Annotated in this window: 23 protein-coding genes and 1 tRNA gene; 13 read left to right on the forward strand and 11 right to left on the reverse strand. The window is 39.4% G+C overall.

Annotated features, from left to right (window positions below; all coding sequences use genetic code 11):
• The first annotated feature begins 10 nt into the window (after positions 1 to 10).
• The 9 genes from HM003_07520 to HM003_07560 all read left to right on the forward strand — a co-directional run bounded on the left by HM003_07520 (position 11) and on the right by HM003_07560 (position 8,223).
• Complete coding sequence (locus HM003_07520) at positions 11 to 1,240, forward strand: M20 family metallo-hydrolase (GenBank protein ID MBX5329181.1); 1,230 nt, start codon at positions 11 to 13, stop codon at positions 1,238 to 1,240.
• 44 nt (positions 1,241 to 1,284) lie between these two features.
• A complete protein-coding gene (locus HM003_07525) occupies positions 1,285 to 1,833 on the forward strand; it encodes an ECF transporter S component (GenBank protein MBX5329182.1) in 549 nt (182 codons plus the stop codon).
• Complete coding sequence (locus HM003_07530) at positions 1,826 to 2,617, forward strand: hypothetical protein (GenBank protein MBX5329183.1); 792 nt, start codon at positions 1,826 to 1,828, stop codon at positions 2,615 to 2,617. Before HM003_07525 ends, HM003_07530 begins: the two co-directional genes overlap by 8 nt.
• A gap of 90 nt (positions 2,618 to 2,707) precedes the next feature.
• Positions 2,708 to 3,403: an acetate--CoA ligase family protein gene (locus HM003_07535; GenBank protein ID MBX5329184.1), complete on the forward strand. Its 696-nt coding sequence runs from the start codon at positions 2,708 to 2,710 to the stop codon at positions 3,401 to 3,403.
• 151 nt (positions 3,404 to 3,554) lie between these two features.
• Positions 3,555 to 4,430 (forward strand): hypothetical protein, encoded by an 876-nt coding sequence (locus HM003_07540; GenBank protein ID MBX5329185.1) that lies wholly within the window; start codon positions 3,555 to 3,557, stop codon positions 4,428 to 4,430.
• A gap of 42 nt (positions 4,431 to 4,472) precedes the next feature.
• Complete coding sequence (locus HM003_07545) at positions 4,473 to 5,672, forward strand: DUF373 family protein (GenBank protein ID MBX5329186.1); 1,200 nt, start codon at positions 4,473 to 4,475, stop codon at positions 5,670 to 5,672.
• Entirely contained in the window at positions 5,659 to 6,447 is a 789-nt protein-coding gene (gene mtnP / locus HM003_07550) for an S-methyl-5'-thioadenosine phosphorylase (GenBank protein ID MBX5329187.1), read from the forward strand. Before HM003_07545 ends, mtnP begins: the two co-directional genes overlap by 14 nt.
• Positions 6,447 to 7,229: a di-trans,poly-cis-decaprenylcistransferase gene (gene uppS / locus HM003_07555; GenBank protein ID MBX5329188.1), complete on the forward strand. Its 783-nt coding sequence runs from the start codon at positions 6,447 to 6,449 to the stop codon at positions 7,227 to 7,229. The genes mtnP and uppS overlap by 1 nt, the downstream gene beginning before the upstream one ends.
• Before the next feature lie 304 nt (positions 7,230 to 7,533).
• Positions 7,534 to 8,223 carry a DUF120 domain-containing protein gene (locus HM003_07560; GenBank protein MBX5329189.1) on the forward strand — a complete coding sequence of 230 codons (690 nt, stop codon included), beginning with the start codon at positions 7,534 to 7,536 and terminating at the stop codon, positions 8,221 to 8,223.
• A 168-nt stretch (positions 8,224 to 8,391) separates the two neighbouring features.
• Here HM003_07560 and HM003_07565 read toward each other — a convergent pair whose 3' ends face one another.
• The 7 genes from HM003_07565 to HM003_07595 form a co-directional block, all read right to left on the reverse strand.
• Positions 8,392 to 8,775 carry a hypothetical protein gene (locus tag HM003_07565; GenBank protein ID MBX5329190.1) on the reverse strand — a complete coding sequence of 128 codons (384 nt, stop codon included), beginning with the start codon at positions 8,773 to 8,775 and terminating at the stop codon, positions 8,392 to 8,394.
• Positions 8,776 to 8,895: 120 nt separating this feature from the next.
• Positions 8,896 to 9,156: a hypothetical protein gene (locus HM003_07570; GenBank protein MBX5329191.1), complete on the reverse strand. Its 261-nt coding sequence runs from the start codon at positions 9,154 to 9,156 to the stop codon at positions 8,896 to 8,898.
• Positions 9,156 to 9,593 carry a hypothetical protein gene (locus HM003_07575; protein MBX5329192.1) on the reverse strand — a complete coding sequence of 146 codons (438 nt, stop codon included), beginning with the start codon at positions 9,591 to 9,593 and terminating at the stop codon, positions 9,156 to 9,158. Before HM003_07575 ends, HM003_07570 begins: the two co-directional genes overlap by 1 nt.
• 177 nt (positions 9,594 to 9,770) lie before the next feature.
• Positions 9,771 to 10,202 carry a hypothetical protein gene (locus tag HM003_07580; GenBank protein MBX5329193.1) on the reverse strand — a complete coding sequence of 144 codons (432 nt, stop codon included), beginning with the start codon at positions 10,200 to 10,202 and terminating at the stop codon, positions 9,771 to 9,773.
• Positions 10,203 to 10,234: 32 nt separating this feature from the next.
• Positions 10,235 to 10,585, reverse strand: coding sequence for a hypothetical protein (locus HM003_07585; protein MBX5329194.1), 351 nt, complete (start codon positions 10,583 to 10,585; stop codon positions 10,235 to 10,237).
• Complete coding sequence (locus tag HM003_07590) at positions 10,582 to 10,977, reverse strand: hypothetical protein (GenBank protein ID MBX5329195.1); 396 nt, start codon at positions 10,975 to 10,977, stop codon at positions 10,582 to 10,584. Before HM003_07590 ends, HM003_07585 begins: the two co-directional genes overlap by 4 nt.
• A gap of 83 nt (positions 10,978 to 11,060) precedes the next feature.
• The gene (locus HM003_07595; GenBank protein MBX5329196.1) at positions 11,061 to 11,990 is read right to left on the reverse strand and encodes a hypothetical protein; all 930 of its coding nucleotides are present in this window, start codon (positions 11,988 to 11,990) and stop codon (positions 11,061 to 11,063) included.
• Positions 11,991 to 12,477: 487 nt separating this feature from the next.
• Here HM003_07595 and cas1 point away from each other — a divergent pair, with 487 nt between their 5' ends.
• Complete coding sequence (gene cas1, locus HM003_07600) at positions 12,478 to 13,521, forward strand: CRISPR-associated endonuclease Cas1 (protein MBX5329197.1); 1,044 nt, start codon at positions 12,478 to 12,480, stop codon at positions 13,519 to 13,521.
• Between the two features lie 197 nt (positions 13,522 to 13,718).
• Here cas1 and HM003_07605 read toward each other — a convergent pair whose 3' ends face one another.
• From HM003_07605 to dph5, 4 genes are read right to left on the reverse strand one after another with little or no spacing between them, the layout of a single operon-like run.
• Positions 13,719 to 14,330: a rhomboid family intramembrane serine protease gene (locus tag HM003_07605; protein ID MBX5329198.1), complete on the reverse strand. Its 612-nt coding sequence runs from the start codon at positions 14,328 to 14,330 to the stop codon at positions 13,719 to 13,721.
• Entirely contained in the window at positions 14,327 to 14,794 is a 468-nt protein-coding gene (locus tag HM003_07610) for an FAD synthase (protein ID MBX5329199.1), read from the reverse strand. Before HM003_07610 ends, HM003_07605 begins: the two co-directional genes overlap by 4 nt.
• Positions 14,758 to 15,045 carry a DUF357 domain-containing protein gene (locus tag HM003_07615; GenBank protein ID MBX5329200.1) on the reverse strand — a complete coding sequence of 96 codons (288 nt, stop codon included), beginning with the start codon at positions 15,043 to 15,045 and terminating at the stop codon, positions 14,758 to 14,760. Before HM003_07615 ends, HM003_07610 begins: the two co-directional genes overlap by 37 nt.
• Complete coding sequence (gene dph5 / locus HM003_07620; GenBank protein MBX5329201.1) at positions 15,042 to 15,788, reverse strand: diphthine synthase; 747 nt, start codon at positions 15,786 to 15,788, stop codon at positions 15,042 to 15,044. The genes HM003_07615 and dph5 overlap by 4 nt, the downstream gene beginning before the upstream one ends.
• Before the next feature lie 151 nt (positions 15,789 to 15,939).
• Between dph5 and HM003_07625 the strand changes: the two genes are divergently transcribed.
• From HM003_07625 to HM003_07635, 3 genes are all read left to right on the forward strand, one after another.
• Positions 15,940 to 16,045, forward strand: a tRNA-Lys gene (locus tag HM003_07625).
• 33 nt (positions 16,046 to 16,078) lie between these two features.
• Entirely contained in the window at positions 16,079 to 17,131 is a 1,053-nt protein-coding gene (locus tag HM003_07630; protein ID MBX5329202.1) for a nitrogen fixation protein NifH, read from the forward strand.
• A 354-nt stretch (positions 17,132 to 17,485) separates the two neighbouring features.
• On the forward strand, positions 17,486 to 18,361 hold the full coding sequence (locus HM003_07635) for an MBL fold metallo-hydrolase (protein MBX5329203.1): 876 nt from the start codon (positions 17,486 to 17,488) through the stop codon (positions 18,359 to 18,361).
• Positions 18,362 to 18,572: the final 211 nt, after the last annotated feature.

Below are 18,572 nucleotides of genomic sequence, written 5' to 3' on the forward strand. Positions count from 1 at the left end.
CGTGAGGCATATGCAGTATTCAACCATTCTTTCCGAAGTTGATAGACAAAAAGACGACATGGTTAACGCGTTAATTGAGCTTATCCGCATCCCAGCGATTGCTCCAGAAAACGGCGGAGAAGGAGAAACGGAGAAAGCTGAAAAACTAATGCAATTATTGGAAAACATGAATTTTGACAAGATAGAACACTTCGAAGCTGAAGACAATCGTGTTCCTTCAAAAAAGAGACCAAACATCGTAGCATACTCTTACGGAAAAAACAAGTCCGAACGCCTTTGGATAATAACGCATTTAGACGTGGTTCCACCAGGAGAAAATTCCCTTTGGACTATTACGAAACCTTTCGAGCCAACTATCCGCGAAGGACGAGTTTATGGACGTGGCAGCGAAGACAACGGACAATCTATGATTGCATCAATCTTCGCTGTTAAAGCTTTAGAAAGTCTGAAAATAAAGCCGAAAAGAACGGTTGCTTTAGCTTTTGTTGCAGATGAAGAGCAAGGAAGCAAGTACGGAATTCAGTATTTGGCGAAACAGGGAATTTTCAAAAAAGACGATTTGATTGTTGTGCCAGACGGAGGAAACGAGGACGGAAGTTTCATTGAAATAGCTGAAAAAAGCGCCTTATGGTTCAGAATACGCACCATTGGAAAGCAAACACATGCTAGCATGCCAGACAAAGGCTTGAACGCACATCGTATCGGAATGGAATACGCGTTAGCCTTGGACAAAATGTTGCACCAAAAATATTCGCTTAAAAACCAGTATTTCAATCCGCCAGAGAGCACATTTGAGCCGACAAAGAAAGAAAAAAATGTCGACGCTGTAAACATCGTTCCAGGAGAAGACATAACCTATTTTGATTGCAGAATTCTACCAGACTACGACCCAGAAGAAATATTAAACGAAATTAAAGAACTCGCAAAAGCGTATGAAAAGAAAACTGGAGCTACAATAAAAATTGAAGTCTTGCAGAAAAGCATTGCACCGAAACCCACAGACGCAAAAGCCAAAATAGTCACTATGCTGAAAGACGCAATAAGAAAAATCAAAAAAGTAGAACCAAAAGCGGGTGGAATCGGCGGAGGAACATGCGCCGCCTTCTTCCGAAGGATAAACATTCCTGCAGTAGTCTGGAGTACAATAGACGAAACCGCCCACCAACCAAACGAATACGCAAAAATAGAAAACATGGTTAATGACGCAAAAATTTTCGCTTTCTTAACCGTTTCAGAGTAAACGGATGGAAAGGTTTATATGGATGGATAATCCATCCAAGATCTATGCTTAACCCACTTAAAAATTCACGTGCTACAGCTTTTTTTGGTGTTTTAACAGGGTTATGTTTAGCGGTTCAGTTGGCTCCGAGACCGCCTAATGTTGAGTTTACTTCTCTTTTTTCGTTTGTTGTTGGCTTTTTGTTTGGTTCGTTTGTTGGAGTGTTTTTTGGGGGTTTTGTTATGTTTGTTAATGGGTTTTTTTCGCCGTGGGGGTTTGCTGGTTTAAACATGCCTTTTCAAATGTTAGGTATGAGTGTGGTTGGTGGGGTTGGCGGTTTATACAAGAAATATACGCAGAAGCCAAATCCGTTTGAGACTGCGGTTCTAGGGGCGGCTTTGACTGTGTTTTATGATTTAGTAACCAATATGGGGATGGCTCTTTTCTATATAATTATTGGAACAGACCCAACTCTGGCAATAATAACCGCACTTGGATATGGCACGCCATTTTCATTAATACATACAGCGTCGAACATAGCGGTGTTTGGTTTAGCTTTCTTCCCATTAATCAAAGCTGTAAATCAGCTGCTGGTGGTGGAAAAAATTGGTTGAAAAAAGAACAATCGTGTTCATAACATTAGCAATTATTGTTTGGGCATCGATAACCTCGGGATTTGCAGCCTATTACTATCTCGAACAAGTGAAGTATCGAGAACAACTTAATAATCAGCAACAATTGTTAGACAACATAACAAGAAACTATGATGTATCCGTGAATAGATGGAATTTATTATCTGGAGACTACAGCGTACTATTCGGAGATTATCGATGGTTTACAGGAGACGATTACTCTTCGTTAATGAGCAGATATGAAGCACTGCTTTCTAATTTGCGAGAAAACTACACAGCAACATTAAACACATTTCCTGAACTTAATACTACATATAACACTCTATTGGACAAGTTTCAAACGCTCAATAAGAAAGACACAGTAACAAAAGAAGAATTCGGTTCACTACTTGACGATTTCTACACTCTACTTACGTCCCTATCAAAAAAGGAACTGGAAGTTTATGTAGGCGAATTAGGCGTGATACACATAAGCGTATGTATTGATTATGGCAACCAAACCATAGAATGGCACAATAAAACCAGCACAGTCGCGGGCACAACATTGTTTGACTTAACCCGAAAAATTGCACACATAGAATACTCCTATTGGGCAACAATGGAACCAGGTCACATCTTTTTGAATTCAATCAACAATCATGCTGAAGGATACTGGGTATGGTACTATTGGGATGAAACAAAAAATGATTGGATTTTTGGGCCTGTTGGTTGCGATGCTTGGATATTACAGAATGATGGCATCTATAAGTGGGTTTGTATCTCATAGTAATTTAGGCTAAAAGAGCAAAAGGATTTTAATTTGAAAAATCAGAACATAGCATCACCAAAAAAGAACCATTGCTAAGGTTGGGTTGTCTTGACCAAAACTGCACAAATATTCAAGAAAGTCTACGAAGAGAAACGAAAAAACCTGCTTGAGAATGAAGCTAAAACTGTATGCCTAGAGTATGGGATTCCTGTTACAAAATTTGAATTGGCAAAGAATGAGGCGGAAGCTGTTAAGTTTGCAGAGAAAATAGGTTATCCTGTAGTTTTAAAGATTGTCTCGCCAGATGTTCTTCATAAATCTGATGTCGGCGGAGTAATTGTCAACCTAAAAGATGCAAAAGAAGTTCGAAACGCTTACAACCAAATCCTACAAAACGTCAAAAAGCACAGGGCAAAAGCAAAAATTACGGGCATACTCGTGCAGGAAATGGCTCCACCCTCAACAGAAATAATAGTCGGTGCAATCAAAGACCCCCAGTTTGGTCCGTCAATAATGTTCGGGCTGGGCGGAATTTTTGTAGAAGTTTTAAAAGATGTGACTTTTCGTGTTGCGCCTATAACTGAAGAGGAAGCTCGAGAAATGATTATGGAAGTTAAGGCGTATCCGCTGTTAAAAGGGTATAGAAATCAGCCTCCAGCAGACATTGACGCAATAGTTAAAATTTTGCTGAATACGTCAAAACTTGTAATGGAACATCAAGAAATAAAAGAGTTGGACCTAAACCCAATAATGGTTTACGAAAAGGGAGCAAAAACAGTAGACGCAAGAATAATCCTCGAATAAACGTGAAAGTTTGATTAAGAAGAAAACTTTTCAGACATGCAAACTCCACGAAAACGCCAGTTTAAACGCAGTAACCGCCTCTTTTAACATCAAATAATTAGTAAAGCTAATCAAACAGATTCAAGGAATGCACAAATAAGAGGAAGAATTGTTGTCAAAGCAGCAGAAAACCCAGAAAATCGAAGAGTTAACGCAAAAGTTTCTGGCATTAAAGGAACAAAAAAGCAAGCTAGACGCAGAAGCAATGGATTTGGCAGAAAAAAGAGACAAACTAAACGAGCAGTTTAAGAAAAAGCGTGCAGAAATAACCGAATTGAAAAGTGAAAGAGACAAATTAAACAAGGAAGTAAAAGAGCTTAAGCAGCAAAGAGAAGCCTCCAAAAAAGAAATTCACGAAAAAATCGAGGAAATAAAAAAGCTAAGAGAAGAAATCAAAACTTTAACGCCAAAAAAGCCTTCAAAAAGTTTTCAAACCTTACAAAAAGAAATTGAAAACCTCGAGTGGAAAATTCAAACAACACCGTTAGAGCTACGGGAAGAAAAAGAACTTGTTGAAAAAGTCAAGCAGCTAGAAACTCAACTAAGCGTTCATAAAAAGCTTAATCAATTGAACCAACAAATCTTGAAGTTACAAACTGAAATCAAAACTCTCAGAGACCAAGGCAGACTTCGACATGAAAAATTAATGGATACTGTGCAAAGAAGCCAGAAACTTCACGAAAAAATGCTAAATAAAATTGAAGAATCCAAAAAAATCAAAACTGAAGCAGATAACATGCATAAGCTCTTTTTACAATCAAAAGAAAAGGCAAATCCTCTTCGCGAGCAAATAGCGGAAATTTCAAGCCAGATAAAGCAATTAAAAGAGGAAATTCAAGAAGCAGAAGCCAAAGAAAAAAAGGAAACAGAGGAAATCCTTCGTGAAAAACTTGAGAGTCAAGCAAGAGAAAAACTTAGACGAGGCGAGAAATTAACATGGGAAGAGTTTCAATTGCTAGCAGAAAAAGGAATGAAAGCGCAAGATTAAAGTAAAATACTCTTAATTAACTATAGGAGAATAGAAACTCAGATGGCAGCCGAAGAAGCAGAAGAAAAAACGCAGAAAAAAATTCTTATTCTATGCGTGGATAGAGACGGCGATTTAGGAATAAAAACCAATGTTAAAACCCCCGTCATCGGGAGAGACGAAAATCTTAACGCAGCGGTAGCATTAGCCCTAAAAGACCCAGAAGAGCCTGACGCAAACGCAATGTTTGAAGCAGTGAGCATATATGACCGATTAAAAAGCGAAAACAAACCAGAAGAAACGTTTGAAATAGCAACAATAGCTGGCTCTGAACTTGGCGGAGTCGGCGCCGACAGAAAAATAGTCGCTGAACTAGGCGAACTATTGAATTTTTTTCCTGCAAGTGAGGTCATTTTGGTTACTGACGGATACTCTGACCAGGCAGTTTTGCCACTCATAGAGTCCAGAGTGCCAGTGACATCTGTTCGGAGAATAGTGGTAAAACACAGCGAGTCAATCGAGGAAACAGCCGCTTTGTTCACGCGCTATCTTAAAATGCTCATGGAAAATCCACGTTATTCTCGCGTTGCACTAGGCTTGCCGGGGTTACTTATACTAATATGGGGAATTCTCTCATTCTTCAATCTACTCTATTACTATTGGATAGCATTCATTTTCGTCGTAAGCTTATTCCTTCTCGTAAAAGGCTTCGGAATTGACAAAACAGTAAAGAACTTCTACCACTGGATAAAGGAATATTCGCCGCCACCCCTTCCAGTACAGATTTCAAATTATACCGCAGTCGCGGGAGCCTTATGCATAGGTGTTGGCATTTTCCTCGGCTGGAATAATGCTGCATCATTTGCCGCGATTCAGACGCCACCACCGATGGACATGGCTGGTTGGCTAAGCATTCTGCCAAAGCTAACCGGATACTTTATCAAAGGAGCTATGGACCTTATAATAGTTGGAATTTCTGTAACGCTTGTTGGAAGGGCTATACGTTGGTATTTTGAGCGTGATAGTAGATTACTGCGCAATGCAGCGTTAATTGCTTCTGTAGCGTGGTCTAGAGTAATTCTTGATGAGACCTCAACAGTGTTAATCAGACCAGAATTGGGATACGACAAACTGATTCTCTCTATTGTCGTTGGCATCTTGATAGGCGTAGCCTCAGTTCTAGTTGTCTTTGTAATTCATAGGTCTGCAAAAGGATTTTTAAAGAAGACAGAAGAGCAGGTTGAAAATCTTGGAGAAGGCTAAAATTGCCATCATCGGTGGAACAGGCTTCGAAAGCTTCTTTAAAAACGCTAAGCAGCTACACGTTGGAACACCTTATGGAATAGCTCCGCCATTGTCTATTAGCAACATAGAGGGAAAAAAAGTTGTTTTTCTTCCAAGACATGGCCCGAAACATCTTGTTCCGCCGCATAAGATAAACTATAAGGCAAATGTTTACGCCTTGCATGAGATTGGTGTGACGCGAATAATAGCCGTAAACGCTGTGGGTGCGATAAATCGCAATTTCAAACCCGGCGACATCGTTATTCCTCACGATTTCATTGACTTCACGAAATTACGTTCCACAACCTTTTACGACGAAACTCCAGTAACCCACGTTGACGTTTCTCAGCCATACTGTCCAGAAATTCGCAAAATTTCGGCTGAAAACGCAAGAAAAATTGGATTAAAAACATGGGATAAAGCTGTGTTAGTGTGCACCGAAGGGCCTCGCTTTGAAACTCCGGCGGAAATTGAAATGTTCAGACGTTTAGGCTGTGATGTTGTGGGGATGACTGGAATACCCGAGGCTGTGCTTGCACGCGAGCTTGAAATGTGCTATGCCGGTTTCTGTTACGTTTCAAATATGGCTGCTGGCATGCAAGAAAAGTTGACTACACACGAAGTGCGTGAAATCTGTGAAACACTTATGCCTAAGCTAGAGCAAGTTTTATTTGAAACCATTAAAGGTTTACCCCTAGAACGTGGGAATAACTGCCCATGTTCTAATGCCCTTCGGAATGCAAGGTGCAAGTGATGTTTAAAACCTTACTCTCAGTCATTGGAGCATACAAACTCTATGAGAAATGGCTCTGGCACCAAGTTAAGAACGGTGGAGAACTGGAGCATATAGCAATAATTCTGGATGGAAACAGAAGATGGGCGTCTGGGAAAGCTCTTGACCCATGGCTTGGACATGAAAAAGGAGCAAAAAAAGTTGAAGATCTGATTGATTGGTGCCAGAAACTTCATGTTAAATCGATAACACTGTATGCATTCTCTACAGAGAATTTCGTTAGGCCAGAAAATGAAGTTGAAGAAATTATGCGTATCGCAGAAGAGGAATTTCGGAAAATTCTAACAGATGAGCGCATACACAAAAACAAGGTGCGTGTAAAGGTAATTGGCAGGATAAATCTGTTGCCTGAGAGTTTGCAGAATTTAATAATGGATGTGGAAAAGGCTACGCAAGATTATGACCAGCATTTCTTAAACATCGCCTTTGCTTATGGAGGAAGAGCAGAAATCGTTGATGCAGCAAGAAAAATTGCCGAAAAAGTGCAAGAAGGCGAGATAAATCCAAGGGAGGTTAATGAACAACTTTTCGAACAGTATTTGTACACATCTTACATGCCCAAACAAGAACCAGACTTAATTATTAGAACTTCTGGAGAAGAGAGGCTAAGTGGCTTCTTGCTTTGGCAGTCTGCCTACAGCGAACTTTGTTTTTTGGATGTCTACTGGCCTGACTTTCGCTTAATAGACCTTTTGCGTGCAGTTAGAACTTTTCAGAAACGTAAAAGGCGTTTTGGCGCATGAGTAATGTTGTAATGGTTTTAGCTCAGAAAATTATGCAAGTTACTTATAAATTAGGTTTATGTCACTAAAAGTTTGTTTGAAGAATGTGAAACGAGAGTTTCGTGTGGAATGTTTGCGATTGTTTTTCTGGCAGGTGGCAAATGTAGAAGATGTGACATAATTCTTCAAGGTTACGGAAAATTAGATTAGTTTATGTATAGCCAATTCAAATCCTAAGAAGATATTCGCCTCATCACCTTTTCGAGTCGCTTAAATACACAACACATCACCTTTTTAAGTAAACAAGAAAGCAGAGGCAAAATAAATGGCTGAAAAGCAAGAGTGGCGTCACTTGTTTACGCTTTTAAAATTGGCTGAGATGGGTGCTCATCGGCGAACAGCAAAAATTTCCACTGAATATTTAGCTGGAAAGTTAGGTGCTTCCCAGCAGACAGCTTCACGTTACTTAATTGAACTGGACGCTAAAGGATTGATTAAGCGGACAATAACGCCTGATGGATGCCTGATTAAAATTACTGATTTAGGCGTGAAAGAGTTGAAAAAGCTTTATTCTACGCTGCATTTTTTGATGGAAGCTGCCTATCCGCCTTCGATAACTTTGGAAGGAATAGTTTTCACTGGGTTAGGTGAGGGAGCTTATTACATATCGAAGGAGCGTTATAGGAAGCAGTTTTTGGAGAAGTTGGGTTTTGACCCGTATCCAGGCACGCTTAATCTTAAGCTTACAACTGATTATGATGTTAAAACTCGTTCGGAGCTTGAGGCTTATCCTTCTATTGAGGTTGAGGGTTTTAGGAATGAGAATCGCACTTTTGGTTCTGTTAGGTGTTATCCTGCGATAATTGAGAATAAGGTGAAGGGTGCTGTTATAACGGCTTTGAGGAGTCATTATGATTCTTCGGTTATTGAGATTGTTGCTCCTGTTTGTTTGAGGAAGCATTTGAAGTTGAAGGATGGGTATAAGGTTAAGGTTGAAGTTTTAACTTTGCCGTGAACTGTTTTGGGTTTGAGAAGTTATAGCCCCCCTTATATATAGGTTGAATCCCCTCCTCCTCCTGAATAACAACAATTATGTCACCCTACCCAGACACTTCGTGTCAGCCCTTCCCTCAAGGGAAGGGCAAGAGAAAAAGTATCAAGGGCTAATAGTAAAAAGGAAGGGCTACCAAGCTTCTTGTCCCTTTCGGAATGCAATAGATTCCTTATATTCTGCATGAGTAATGTGATAACTGAAAGTAAGGTCTTTCTTCCCAAATCTACCAAGTGTTGAGGAAAAGACGGTGCCACTTTTTTGGATTGCAAAAGTTGACCCTTGTAATCTTGCATTAGCTGCTTCTACGACTTCTTGATGGGAAGGCAATTGTGGAGTATCTGAAGGAATAGATATATCGAGCTTACTTGCCAAAACCTGTAGTCCGCTGGATTTGTAATGAACTTTGAAGTTATGAGTGTATTCCCATGCAGCGATGTTGTCTTTTATTTCCTTAGGCAATTCTTTACGTGCATCAAATTCTATTTTGTTCTTTTTTCCACCAAATAACGGCATTTTATTACTTCCTTTGTGATGTTACCAAACACTCCGTTTACCAAGGTATTCAACTTATAGTTTATGAATTTTGAAAAAAGATTACAGATAAACTTACGTTCGCTTCAGTAAGAAGCGAACTTAGACCACATAGTCAACCTTTCTTTTCTTAGCTAATCTGTTTCTTTCCAAGAACATTCTAGCGATAGAACGGTTCATGTAGTCTTCGGCAGTTATTACGAGAATCTTCTTTCTAGCCTTAGCCTCTTTAGTCAATTCCTTTATTACAATCTCTTGAAGCTTGTTTTCTGCTTCTATTTGCTCTTTAGTGCGACTCTCTCTTGATTTCCTTCTTCTTTTTTTATCAAGAGATGAGGAATTTCTTCTTACTCTTCTTACCATTATTTCATCTTCCTATAAAACCAGCCTTTATCAGTGCCTTTGTGCATCCTTAAAGTATGTCCCTTACGTTCTAGGCTAAATCTACCTTTAGGTTTAGGCTTTAGTTTACATTGAACCTTATCTCTCTGTAAGTTAGGGCACTTCGCTTTAATGCAAAAAGATAGCTTGATAAATTTAGGATAGAGCCTCTTTTTACAGCCTTCTACTTCACAAATACTAGGCGTACATTCCTCATCGGTTAGTTCTTGAGCTAACTCTAGCTTTTTTAGTTGAGCCTTGGTAAGAGTGTAAATCCTTCGCTTACAATTAGCATCCAAGCAAACATTAGCCTTATCCTTAGAACAAGGTAAACCTCTTCTTTTTATGGGTGCTAATATTTCCACATCTTCAAGCTTGAAGATGTTTTCTAACCCATTCTTTTCCGAAATTTCTTTCATAATGCTTCACTTCCTCTTTAGTCGCTTTGTGCCATTTTCCTCTAAAATCTCGAACGTATCCTTTTCTCAACCTAGCCTTAACGTATAAACAGTAAAAATGGAAATCGCATGTGTCTTTAGAGCATTCATTGTCCTTTAAACAATGGATAACATTTTTAAAGTCTTCCACGTTAGTCCTCAGCCTATATTCTTATACCATGCTCGCCATCTTAGGTATTCAAAGCATCCTTCATTGTTTCCATTGGGAATATACTTGAAATATTTAGGATAGTCTATTCGCTTGTTCTTTCGATTGACTCTCTCTGTAATGAATCCTTGAAAACGCATCTTAACGAACTTCTTATCAACCATTCCGTCTTTATAGGCGTTATTTATATGTAGCATTATTTCTTGCCAAGGTAGAGGCTCTCCGAAGATTAGGCTGAGGTTAGAAAGTTTGTTTCCATAAAGGTCTAATTGAGAACTATCACTGGTCTTCATTATCAGCACAGAACCTAAGTGGTATTTCTTAGCGTATTTTCTAGCCCATTCAACAACTTCTTCGGTCTTCTTTAAATCAGCGTCTAACATCAGATAGTCAGAGGTCGTAAACCCTATTACTACGGACATTTAGAATCACCTCTTTTGTTCTACTTCTTTATCTAATCAAAGGGCGTAGGATAGTCCATTTGCACATCGTAATCCAGAATCTTCCTTATCCTTACCCAAGGAACGCTAAATAGTTCATGGAAACTAGCGAAAGTTTCTCGTCTTTTATGGTAGGGTAAAGATTTCTCGTATTTCATCTTGTTGACTGTGTGCGTAATTAAACGATACTGCAGTTTACGGCTTAGTTGAGGGCTGACTCTTACTTGGAACTCAAATCCTCTTGTTTCACCCGTTACAGACCTATATCTACCATAGAACCTAGCATAAGTTCTCTTTCTTTTTGGACGATGACGCATTCTGTATCTACGAAGCCTATCTCCCAAGGATTCTCCAGATGCTCTCATTCAGAATCACCTCTCTTTTTAGTGTTTCTTTCTTTTTTCAAAAGAGATGGTTCGTAAGAACCTCTCTTTTTAGAGGATTTCTTAGGATTTTTCCTTGAAGATAGAGGGACATTTTCATACATCAAGTCAATGTCATTCTCTAGTTCTTCATCAGAAACTCCTTTCTGTAATGGCTTCGGTTTCCATCTAAGAACACGAGTATTTTTAACCTTAAGTTCCGCTATTTCTCTTTGGGCATCGTTTATCCTTTCTTCAAGCTCATTTTCAGCTATCTTTTTTAGTATATCTGGAGCTTCGGTAGAATATACAATCATGAACAGTTCCTCTTCGGTTAGTTTGTTGATTCCCTTTCTAGCTCTATCAAACAATTGTTCAAGAGAGTCTTCAACCACACTAGTCCCTTCTTTTACGTTTCTTCAATGGTAATGGTGGACCAAGAATGTACCAACGATAATCCGCTCGTTTCTTTCTTCTTCTAGGCATACTCATCCCTCTCGTAAAGTGGATATTTTCTTTTTAGATTGTTCATTCTAAGGTTCATCCAATGGGACAAATAGCGTATCCTTTCTACGTCTTTTTCATCGACTACTCTACGTCCATCTCTTAACGCACTTGCTTTGGCTAAAGTTATCAGCGATTTGAACAGCCTTATTCCTTTCAGTTCTACTTTCAAATCTGCATTTATTTCATCTTTAATGTCGTCAACGATTTCCTTAATATCTTCAGCGTGGTCTCTTGGTATCCTTACGTCTATTCTTTTTCTCGGAAAACTCAACGGTATAAGACTTACATAGTCTTTATGCGGTCTGTATTTTCCTTCTTTAACGTTTTCAAATATTTTTTGTAATAGCGTTTCTGATGTTCCAAAAGAAACCAAGACCATTCTACTGAAAAATCCGCCTTTAAGAAGATTAGTTTTTATTTGTTTATGTGTGGGTGTAAAGAATCCTTGCGTATTTATTGCAGCTATTATTCCACCTTTTACTCCTTCGAAAGGCTTTAATGCGTCATATTCGAAAGCATAATCACTTTCTGGAGAAAGCCCTTCTTCAGTTAAAGCATCGAGGAAAGCTATCGTATTATCGATAGAGCTTGGTTTAAAAGTCCATATAGCAGAGAAATCGTATATCATTATATGTCCTAGAATCTTTGGATTATCGAACAGAAGGGATAACTTACCTTCTATCAAGTCTTTTTGTATTCCGTAAGCACTAAACCTCTTTACAGAATAAACTCCATTGTTTTTTCTATATTTCTTAAGTAACTCCGTTTTACCACTTTCAGGCTCGGCTAATAGCATCAGACTTACTGGTTTCTCGTTCTTTACGTATGCAGTCCATAATGTTAGCTCTACTATGTCTTGGATAGGTTCTAATCCTGTCAATTCGGTTTTTCTTAATACCATTTTCCTTTCACCACTCTTTTTTTATTTTCGAGGGGTAAAACGATACCGAGCCTTTTACCCTCGCTCATTTAGCTACGAGGGGTAATTTTTGTAACTAAAATTACCCTCGTAAAATCCGCCATAGTGCTATGCTCCTCGCTATCTTTACTAGTTCACTAAGGGTACGAACCCTTTAGAATTCATCGATGGTCTCTAGCTACCTTAGGGTTTCTCCCCAAGGGCGACCTCAGATATCTCCGAGGATTTTTATTTTAGGTAGGGTAAAAAGCTATATACCGTTTTACCCTAGGATTAAGGATACTAGGTAATATATAAAACTTCCGTACAAAAGAAGCCTAATTTAAGCCTATTTTCTTAAATTCGACTTGATTTAAGACTATATACGCTGGTATATATAGAACTGTCTTCTAGAACTACCTTCTAGTTAGCCTTTTTAATAGGCATCCCTTAAGTTTAATTTTAGAGTAAAGGGAGAGGTGAAAGGAAAATGAGGGTGAAAATGGTTAAAATAGCCTTAGATGGATTCGGCTCTTTCCTTGGAATGGAGAGAGGATGTTTCGTAGTTAGGGATAAGGAAGGGAAATCTAGGAAGTATCCTTTGTTTGAGTCTGAAATTGGAGAGGTTATTCTAAGAAGTGGAAATACTATTTCGACTGGAGCTTTAGCTTCTTTAGGCTTCTGGGACATTGATGTTCTAATCCTAAGCCATAACGGTAAGCCTGTCGCTATGGTTAGAAGTTTAGATAGTGATAGCCATGTTAGGACTAGAATCTGTCAATATGAGGCTCTGAACAATGGTAAGGGCATACACATAGCCAAACAAATAGTCTTAAAGAAGATTGAAGGACAGAACCTAGTCTTAAGGAAGTATGGTTTAAGACAACATGACCTTATTAGCGTTAAAGAACGGATTGATAAAATAGAAAATACTAACTTGAAGGCACTGAGAAGGAAACTTTTACCGATTGAAGGAAGATGCTCTGACCTATACTTTAAGCAGATTTTTCAGTTATTTCCTAAAGAGATTGTGAGAACTGTTAACCGTAGAACTTTTAGAGCTTATGATGGACTGAACAATACTTTTAACTTAACGTATTCTCTTTTGAAATGGAAGGTTCATATCGCTTTACTAAAGGCTAAGCTTGAACCTTTCTTAGGATATTTACATTCTGAAGAAGTTGGTAAGCCTTCTCTTGCGTGTGATATGGCTGAACTTTACCGCTATTTAGCTGATGATTTTCTAATAAAATATTGCAGAGGACTTAGTTCTAGAGATTTTGTGATGAAAACTGAACAATACATTCCTAACAGAAGAGGCAAAAGAGAATACTTGAACGATTCCATGACTAATAAGTTAATCAAAGCCTTCTATGGCTATCTGGATTGGAAGGTTAGAGTTCCTAGAATAAGACATGGCTACAGACAATCTCTTGAAACTTTAATTAGCGAAGAATCTTTATTGTTTGCTAAATACTTGAGAAACGAAAAGGAAACTTGGATTCCTAGAATTGCACTTCCTTTCTATTATTAGTTGTAATGCCCCTTCCTACCTTTCAACTTTTATTTCTCTATCTCTGATATCTACTGATATCCCACTGAATATCCTTGAAATATCCTCTGAACTCTAAAATGCCTCTGATTTTACCTCTGTTCTTAAAACTGATTTATTCAGGAGGAGGAGGGGATATAGGTTGAATCTGCGGTATACTTTCTGTTGAAGTGCGAGGTTTATTTGTAGTAGGAGTAGCGGTATCTGTATGTTATCGGTATTTTTCGTTTTGTTGCAAGTGCGTAGCCAATCAGCAGTCCAATGATTAAGCCGCCGAAATGAGCTAGATTGTTGACATGTGGACCTATATTAATCATCAACAAGAAGAAAGAATACATCAACGCGCCCAGTATCGATTGCCCAACAGCTCGCCTAACATAGATTGTAACTGCTCCAAACATTCCGAAAATGGCGCCTGAAGCTCCAGCAGAAAGCATGTCTGGCCCAAAAAGTAATGTTAACAAGTTTCCAGTGAGTCCGCTTAAAAGGTAGATTAGAAGGTATTCGTGAATTGCAAACATGTCTTCTGCTCTAAGTCCAAAAATAAGCAAAAAGAACATGTTACCTAGAAGATGTAGAAGACTAACATGGACAAACATTGCTGTAAAAAGCTGCCAATATCCACCACTCATAACGAAAGAATTCGATTGCCCATATTGCAATAGTACATAGTAGTTCGTTTCCATAAAATCTCCGCCGAGAATTGAGGTATAAGCGTAAACTGCTATGTTTATCGCAATGAGTATGTATGTTGGCATGAACTTCTTAGAACTCTTAAGTATACTGCTCATCTTTTGAAGTCCTCAATAATCTTCTGTTTGATTTTCGAAGAACTATCCAACTCGTCCTCTCCAAACTTGCCAATTTTCACGATTTTAATTTTCAATCCTCTTTTTTCCACGTAACCCCTTACACTTTTCTCCATGCCATCCTGGTCGTATCCAACAACAATTATGTCCGGTTTTATTTTTTCGATGACTTTTCCAATGTCAAATTTTTCGTAGCCGAGAACTGCCTCGTCAACAACCCTTAAAGATTCAACCAACGCTCGCCGCTGGTTTTCAGGCATTATAGGCTTCTTTCCTTTTCTCTTTTCAACAGTGTTATCTCTCGCGACGATAACTATGAGTTCAGCATTGCGTCCACCAGCTTTTTTCGCTTCTTCCAAAAATCTTACATGTCCAAGATGTAGTAAGTCGAATACTCCGGAAGCCAAAACTATTTTTCTCTTCTCTTTAGTTTTTTCGTTGGCCATTCAAATTTCACGGCTCCCAACAGTCTTAAGGCGTCTAATAAGCCTTCACAATACGCTATGGAAGTTAAACTTACCGCAGTTTCTTTTTTATCTCTATAGTATTTTGCGTCTTCCAAATAGGCTTTGGCAAAATCCACAACTTTCTTGACGCTATTGCCACTGAGGCTTGTAGGAGTTTCAACGATTACCATGTTGCTAAAAACATGCTCTGCAGAAGCAATATACTTCGAGACAAGCTCTTCCAAACTCATTTCACCATCTCCTTAACCCTCTCTGGAGCGTTAGCTAAAACCACAAGAGCCTCAGCCTCCATGAAATGAAGTTCCCCGGGAAAAACAATGCTGTGTGGCGGCTCTCCAAAGTCATAATTTAATAACTCTTTTAGGAAGCCAGCTTTCACGGTGGGGTTTTTGCTTCCAGCTCTTGCCACACCTACCACAAGCGCATTGGGCGTGACAATTTTCTTTTTTCTTTTCTTTTCGATTTTTAGAAGCCACTCCAAACTTTTTTTGATGCTCATGTAACGTTTTTCCTCAGCGTTTATGTCTAACAAGCAAAGTGTATGAAGCTCCAGCTTCTTGTTTTGAGCGATGACTTCGTATGGAGTTTCAGAAGGAGTTTCGTCTGGGAAAGGTATGGTTACGCTTTTTCCAAATTTATAATTGTGCAAGCCACATAAACCAATCACAGCAGAAAGTATAGAGGCTCCATGAACTATACGCGTTTTTATTCCAAGTTTTTCCGCATGTATTCTCAATGCAACATGAGTAGTGGCTATTAACGGATCGCCGGGAACAAGCAGAACCGCCTTACCTTTCTCAGACGCTCCAATAATAACTTTACCATTTTCTTCTTCAAGCTCTCTCCGCGAAACCACACGCAACTTTTTTCCAGAAATCTCTTCTAAACGTTTTTTAGAAAAATTCGGCAACAAACTCGTATAAACCTCCAAAAACGCAGCATCTGCAGTTTTAATCTCTTCTAAACCACGCATGCTTATTCCTTTCTCGTCATGCAACCCAAGCCCAACAAAAACCAATTCACCCAAACTACACCACTTCACAGCATAAATTAAAACTAAAGCTTAAAACTCTTAATGCTTATAAACAGCCTTTAAATTGCATAATCTAGAAAGCCACACCATAGGGCCCGTAGCTCAGTAAGGCCAGAGCGGCGGACTAACCGCCGAGCGGGGTTAGGTTGAGGCTCTTAACCCGTAGGTCCCGGGTTCAATTCCCGGCGGGCCCGCCACCTCAAGATGATTGAAGAGAGAAGATGAAAGTTATGGTTAGTTGGCAAAGTCTTTTGAAAGAGAGCCCCATTGAATGGCTCCTTGAAGAGACTAATCCTTCAGTGCGATATTTCACGTTACGCGATGTTTTTGGCAAAAGCGAGAATGACCCACAAGTAGTTGCAGCAAAACGAGCAATTCCACAGTCTAAAACGGTGAGTAAAATATTCCAGAAACAAAGCGCAGAGGGTTACTGGAGCGAACCATTCAACCCTTACCACCCAAAATACAAGTCTTCTTATGGGCAAATAATGATTCTTGCTCAGCTTGGAATGGATAGAACCGACAAAAGAGTTGAGAAGGCATGCGAATACATCTTTCAATTTCAGTTAGAAGACGGCGGCTTCTCCAGCTATACACTCGAAAGAGCAAAGCAAGAACATACATTGATGCTTAAAAAGGGAAAAACACTGTCTCCACACGAGGAGTTTGCGTCTTCGCTTGTCTTTGAACATCAATATTCCTGTCTCACAGGCAACATGGCAGCAGCACTTATCAGAATAGGGTACGCTGAAGACAAAAGAGTCAAAAGAGCCTTAGAGTGGCTTGTGAAAATTCAGAATCCAGACGGCGGCTGGCTCTGCCCCTACTGGCGAGCACACATAAGAGACAAACATGGCTGTTTCTACGGAACAATCTGCCCATTAGAAGCTTTTTCCGAAGTTAAAAAAGAAAACCTAACAAAAGAGATGAAAGAAACAATCGAGAAAGGCGCGGAATTCCTACTTATGCATCGCTTATTCAAAGCTGACCACCACGGCTACAAAATAATCAACAAGGCTTGGTTGACGCTGAGCTTTCCGTGGTTTTACGGCTACAACATCCTCAGAGGGCTAGACGTTTTAACACGACTTGGCTACGTAAAAGACGAGCGTCTAAGCGACGCAGTTGAAGTCCTACTGCAAAAACGCCAAGAAAATGGCGCTTGGATACTGGAAAGCACACCAAGCGGGAGAATGCATGCCAACCTCGAAACAAAAGGCAAACCAAGCAAATGGGTCACTCTCGCCGCTATAAAAGTGCTAAAGCGTCTAAGCCAAACATAGCCTACGCTTCTCTAAATCGCTATAAATCATGCCGCTCTCATGCAACCGTATATTCACGCAAAATTCGACATCGCATAACCTTCCATACATTTTCCCGAAAAGAAAAACCTACGAAAATCTTATGATAACCCGTGCTAGTTTAAATAAGGGTTTGAATTATCGGAGTTAAGAAGCGATCCTCTGTCCTTTTCTGGAAAATATTTTCAATATGAACGCAAAATAAAATTAGAGTACAAATTATGCAGTTTCAACTCTTCTCTGCATCTGACTAGCGTTAATACGGCCTATTTTGGGAATTAGCGTAATATAGACGACCAATAACATACATCTATCGCATAAATAGGGAGAGGAATTATGAAACAGAGAATCCTTCCATGGTTTAAAGTAGAACCACTAACCGATAACGTATTTTTAATCGCTGAGCCAGGTCATATCGAAGAGGTCAATAGTTACCTTGTAATCGGAAAACAGAAAGCGATTTTGATAGATTCTGGAATGGGCATAGGGAACATTAAGACAGTCGTGAAGAACCTTACGAATCTGCCTATTACCGTGATAAACACGCACTCCCACTACGACCATGTTGGTGACAATTACCGGTTTGCGAATGTATTAGTTCATGAAATGGAGTTGGCGAACGTTCACAGCGGAATTCCGAAAGAGCAAATATCCTATGTAGTGGATGACCAAAATTTTTTCACCCTAGCACCACACACCCGAAGCTCTCGTTTCACTCGTGGAGAAGTAAGACCCATTCCTTCGGAATTTGATCGAACTCAATTTCAGATCCACCCATGTCCATGGGCATCTTCAGTGAAAAAGAGGCAAATTCTGGATCTTGGTTCAACAAAGTTGGAGGTTTTGCATACACCTGGTCATAGTTCTGGAAGTATTTGCCTTTTCGACAGAGACAACAAATATTTATTCGCTGGCGACACTGTCTATCAAGGACCAATCTACTTTTATCTTCCAGACTTCCCAAAAAGTGTTCAGTTTTTGGCCACCTATGAATCTCAAGTAAAATACGTTTTTCCTGGACATAACAAATGGACGCCGTTAAATAGCGGAATCTTGAAGGAATTAGCTCAAGCGACTCGTAGCATCCTTGCGGGAAATCTCGAATTTAAGCACAGAAACGGCTTTAGAGTTTTTGACAAGTTCAAGCGATTTGAAATACTTGTCAAAGAAGACCTTTTCTTATTCACGCCGATGAGCCGCACCACAAATTAAACGAGGTAGACCTTGTCCAATCAGTCCAGAAATTTTTCAAGTATAATTTTTCAAGTATAATTTTTCAAGTATATAATGCGCCTAGACTGATTGAAGAAATCGAGAGAGCATAAAGAAGTCAACGGAACAGATGAGATGCAGCCCAAGAGATAAATCAAGCCTAGAGTTTGAACAATACTCTTACTAGAGTGTTATGGTAGCCCGGGAGAGA

This window comes from Candidatus Bathyarchaeota archaeon A05DMB-5 (genome assembly GCA_019685655.1).
Lineage (GTDB): Archaea > Thermoproteota > Bathyarchaeia > Bathyarchaeales > Bathycorpusculaceae > DSLH01.

Excerpts from the sequence above, each read along its gene's own strand:
- dph5 (MBX5329201.1), bottom strand. The coding sequence starts at position 15,788 with ATGCGTGGTTTAGAAGAGATTAAAACTGCAGATGCTGCGTTTTTGGAG.
- HM003_07560 (MBX5329189.1), top strand. The coding sequence starts at position 7,534 with ATGGCTGAAAAGCAAGAGTGGCGTCACTTGTTTACGCTTTTAAAATTG.
- HM003_07635 (MBX5329203.1), top strand. The coding sequence starts at position 17,486 with ATGAAACAGAGAATCCTTCCATGGTTTAAAGTAGAACCACTAACCGAT.
- HM003_07580 (MBX5329193.1), bottom strand. The coding sequence starts at position 10,202 with ATGTCCGTAGTAATAGGGTTTACGACCTCTGACTATCTGATGTTAGAC.
- HM003_07610 (MBX5329199.1), bottom strand. The coding sequence starts at position 14,794 with ATGGCCAACGAAAAAACTAAAGAGAAGAGAAAAATAGTTTTGGCTTCC.
- HM003_07565 (MBX5329190.1), bottom strand. The coding sequence starts at position 8,775 with ATGCCGTTATTTGGTGGAAAAAAGAACAAAATAGAATTTGATGCACGT.
- HM003_07570 (MBX5329191.1), bottom strand. The coding sequence starts at position 9,156 with ATGGTAAGAAGAGTAAGAAGAAATTCCTCATCTCTTGATAAAAAAAGA.
- HM003_07605 (MBX5329198.1), bottom strand. The coding sequence starts at position 14,330 with ATGAGCAGTATACTTAAGAGTTCTAAGAAGTTCATGCCAACATACATA.
- HM003_07525 (MBX5329182.1), top strand. The coding sequence starts at position 1,285 with ATGCTTAACCCACTTAAAAATTCACGTGCTACAGCTTTTTTTGGTGTT.
- HM003_07615 (MBX5329200.1), bottom strand. The coding sequence starts at position 15,045 with ATGAGTTTGGAAGAGCTTGTCTCGAAGTATATTGCTTCTGCAGAGCAT.
- HM003_07575 (MBX5329192.1), bottom strand. The coding sequence starts at position 9,593 with ATGAAAGAAATTTCGGAAAAGAATGGGTTAGAAAACATCTTCAAGCTT.
- HM003_07630 (MBX5329202.1), top strand. The coding sequence starts at position 16,079 with ATGGTTAGTTGGCAAAGTCTTTTGAAAGAGAGCCCCATTGAATGGCTC.
- HM003_07545 (MBX5329186.1), top strand. The coding sequence starts at position 4,473 with ATGGCAGCCGAAGAAGCAGAAGAAAAAACGCAGAAAAAAATTCTTATT.
- HM003_07520 (MBX5329181.1), top strand. The coding sequence starts at position 11 with ATGCAGTATTCAACCATTCTTTCCGAAGTTGATAGACAAAAAGACGAC.
- uppS (MBX5329188.1), top strand. The coding sequence starts at position 6,447 with ATGTTTAAAACCTTACTCTCAGTCATTGGAGCATACAAACTCTATGAG.
- cas1 (MBX5329197.1), top strand. The coding sequence starts at position 12,478 with ATGAGGGTGAAAATGGTTAAAATAGCCTTAGATGGATTCGGCTCTTTC.
- HM003_07595 (MBX5329196.1), bottom strand. The coding sequence starts at position 11,990 with ATGGTATTAAGAAAAACCGAATTGACAGGATTAGAACCTATCCAAGAC.
- HM003_07585 (MBX5329194.1), bottom strand. The coding sequence starts at position 10,585 with ATGAGAGCATCTGGAGAATCCTTGGGAGATAGGCTTCGTAGATACAGA.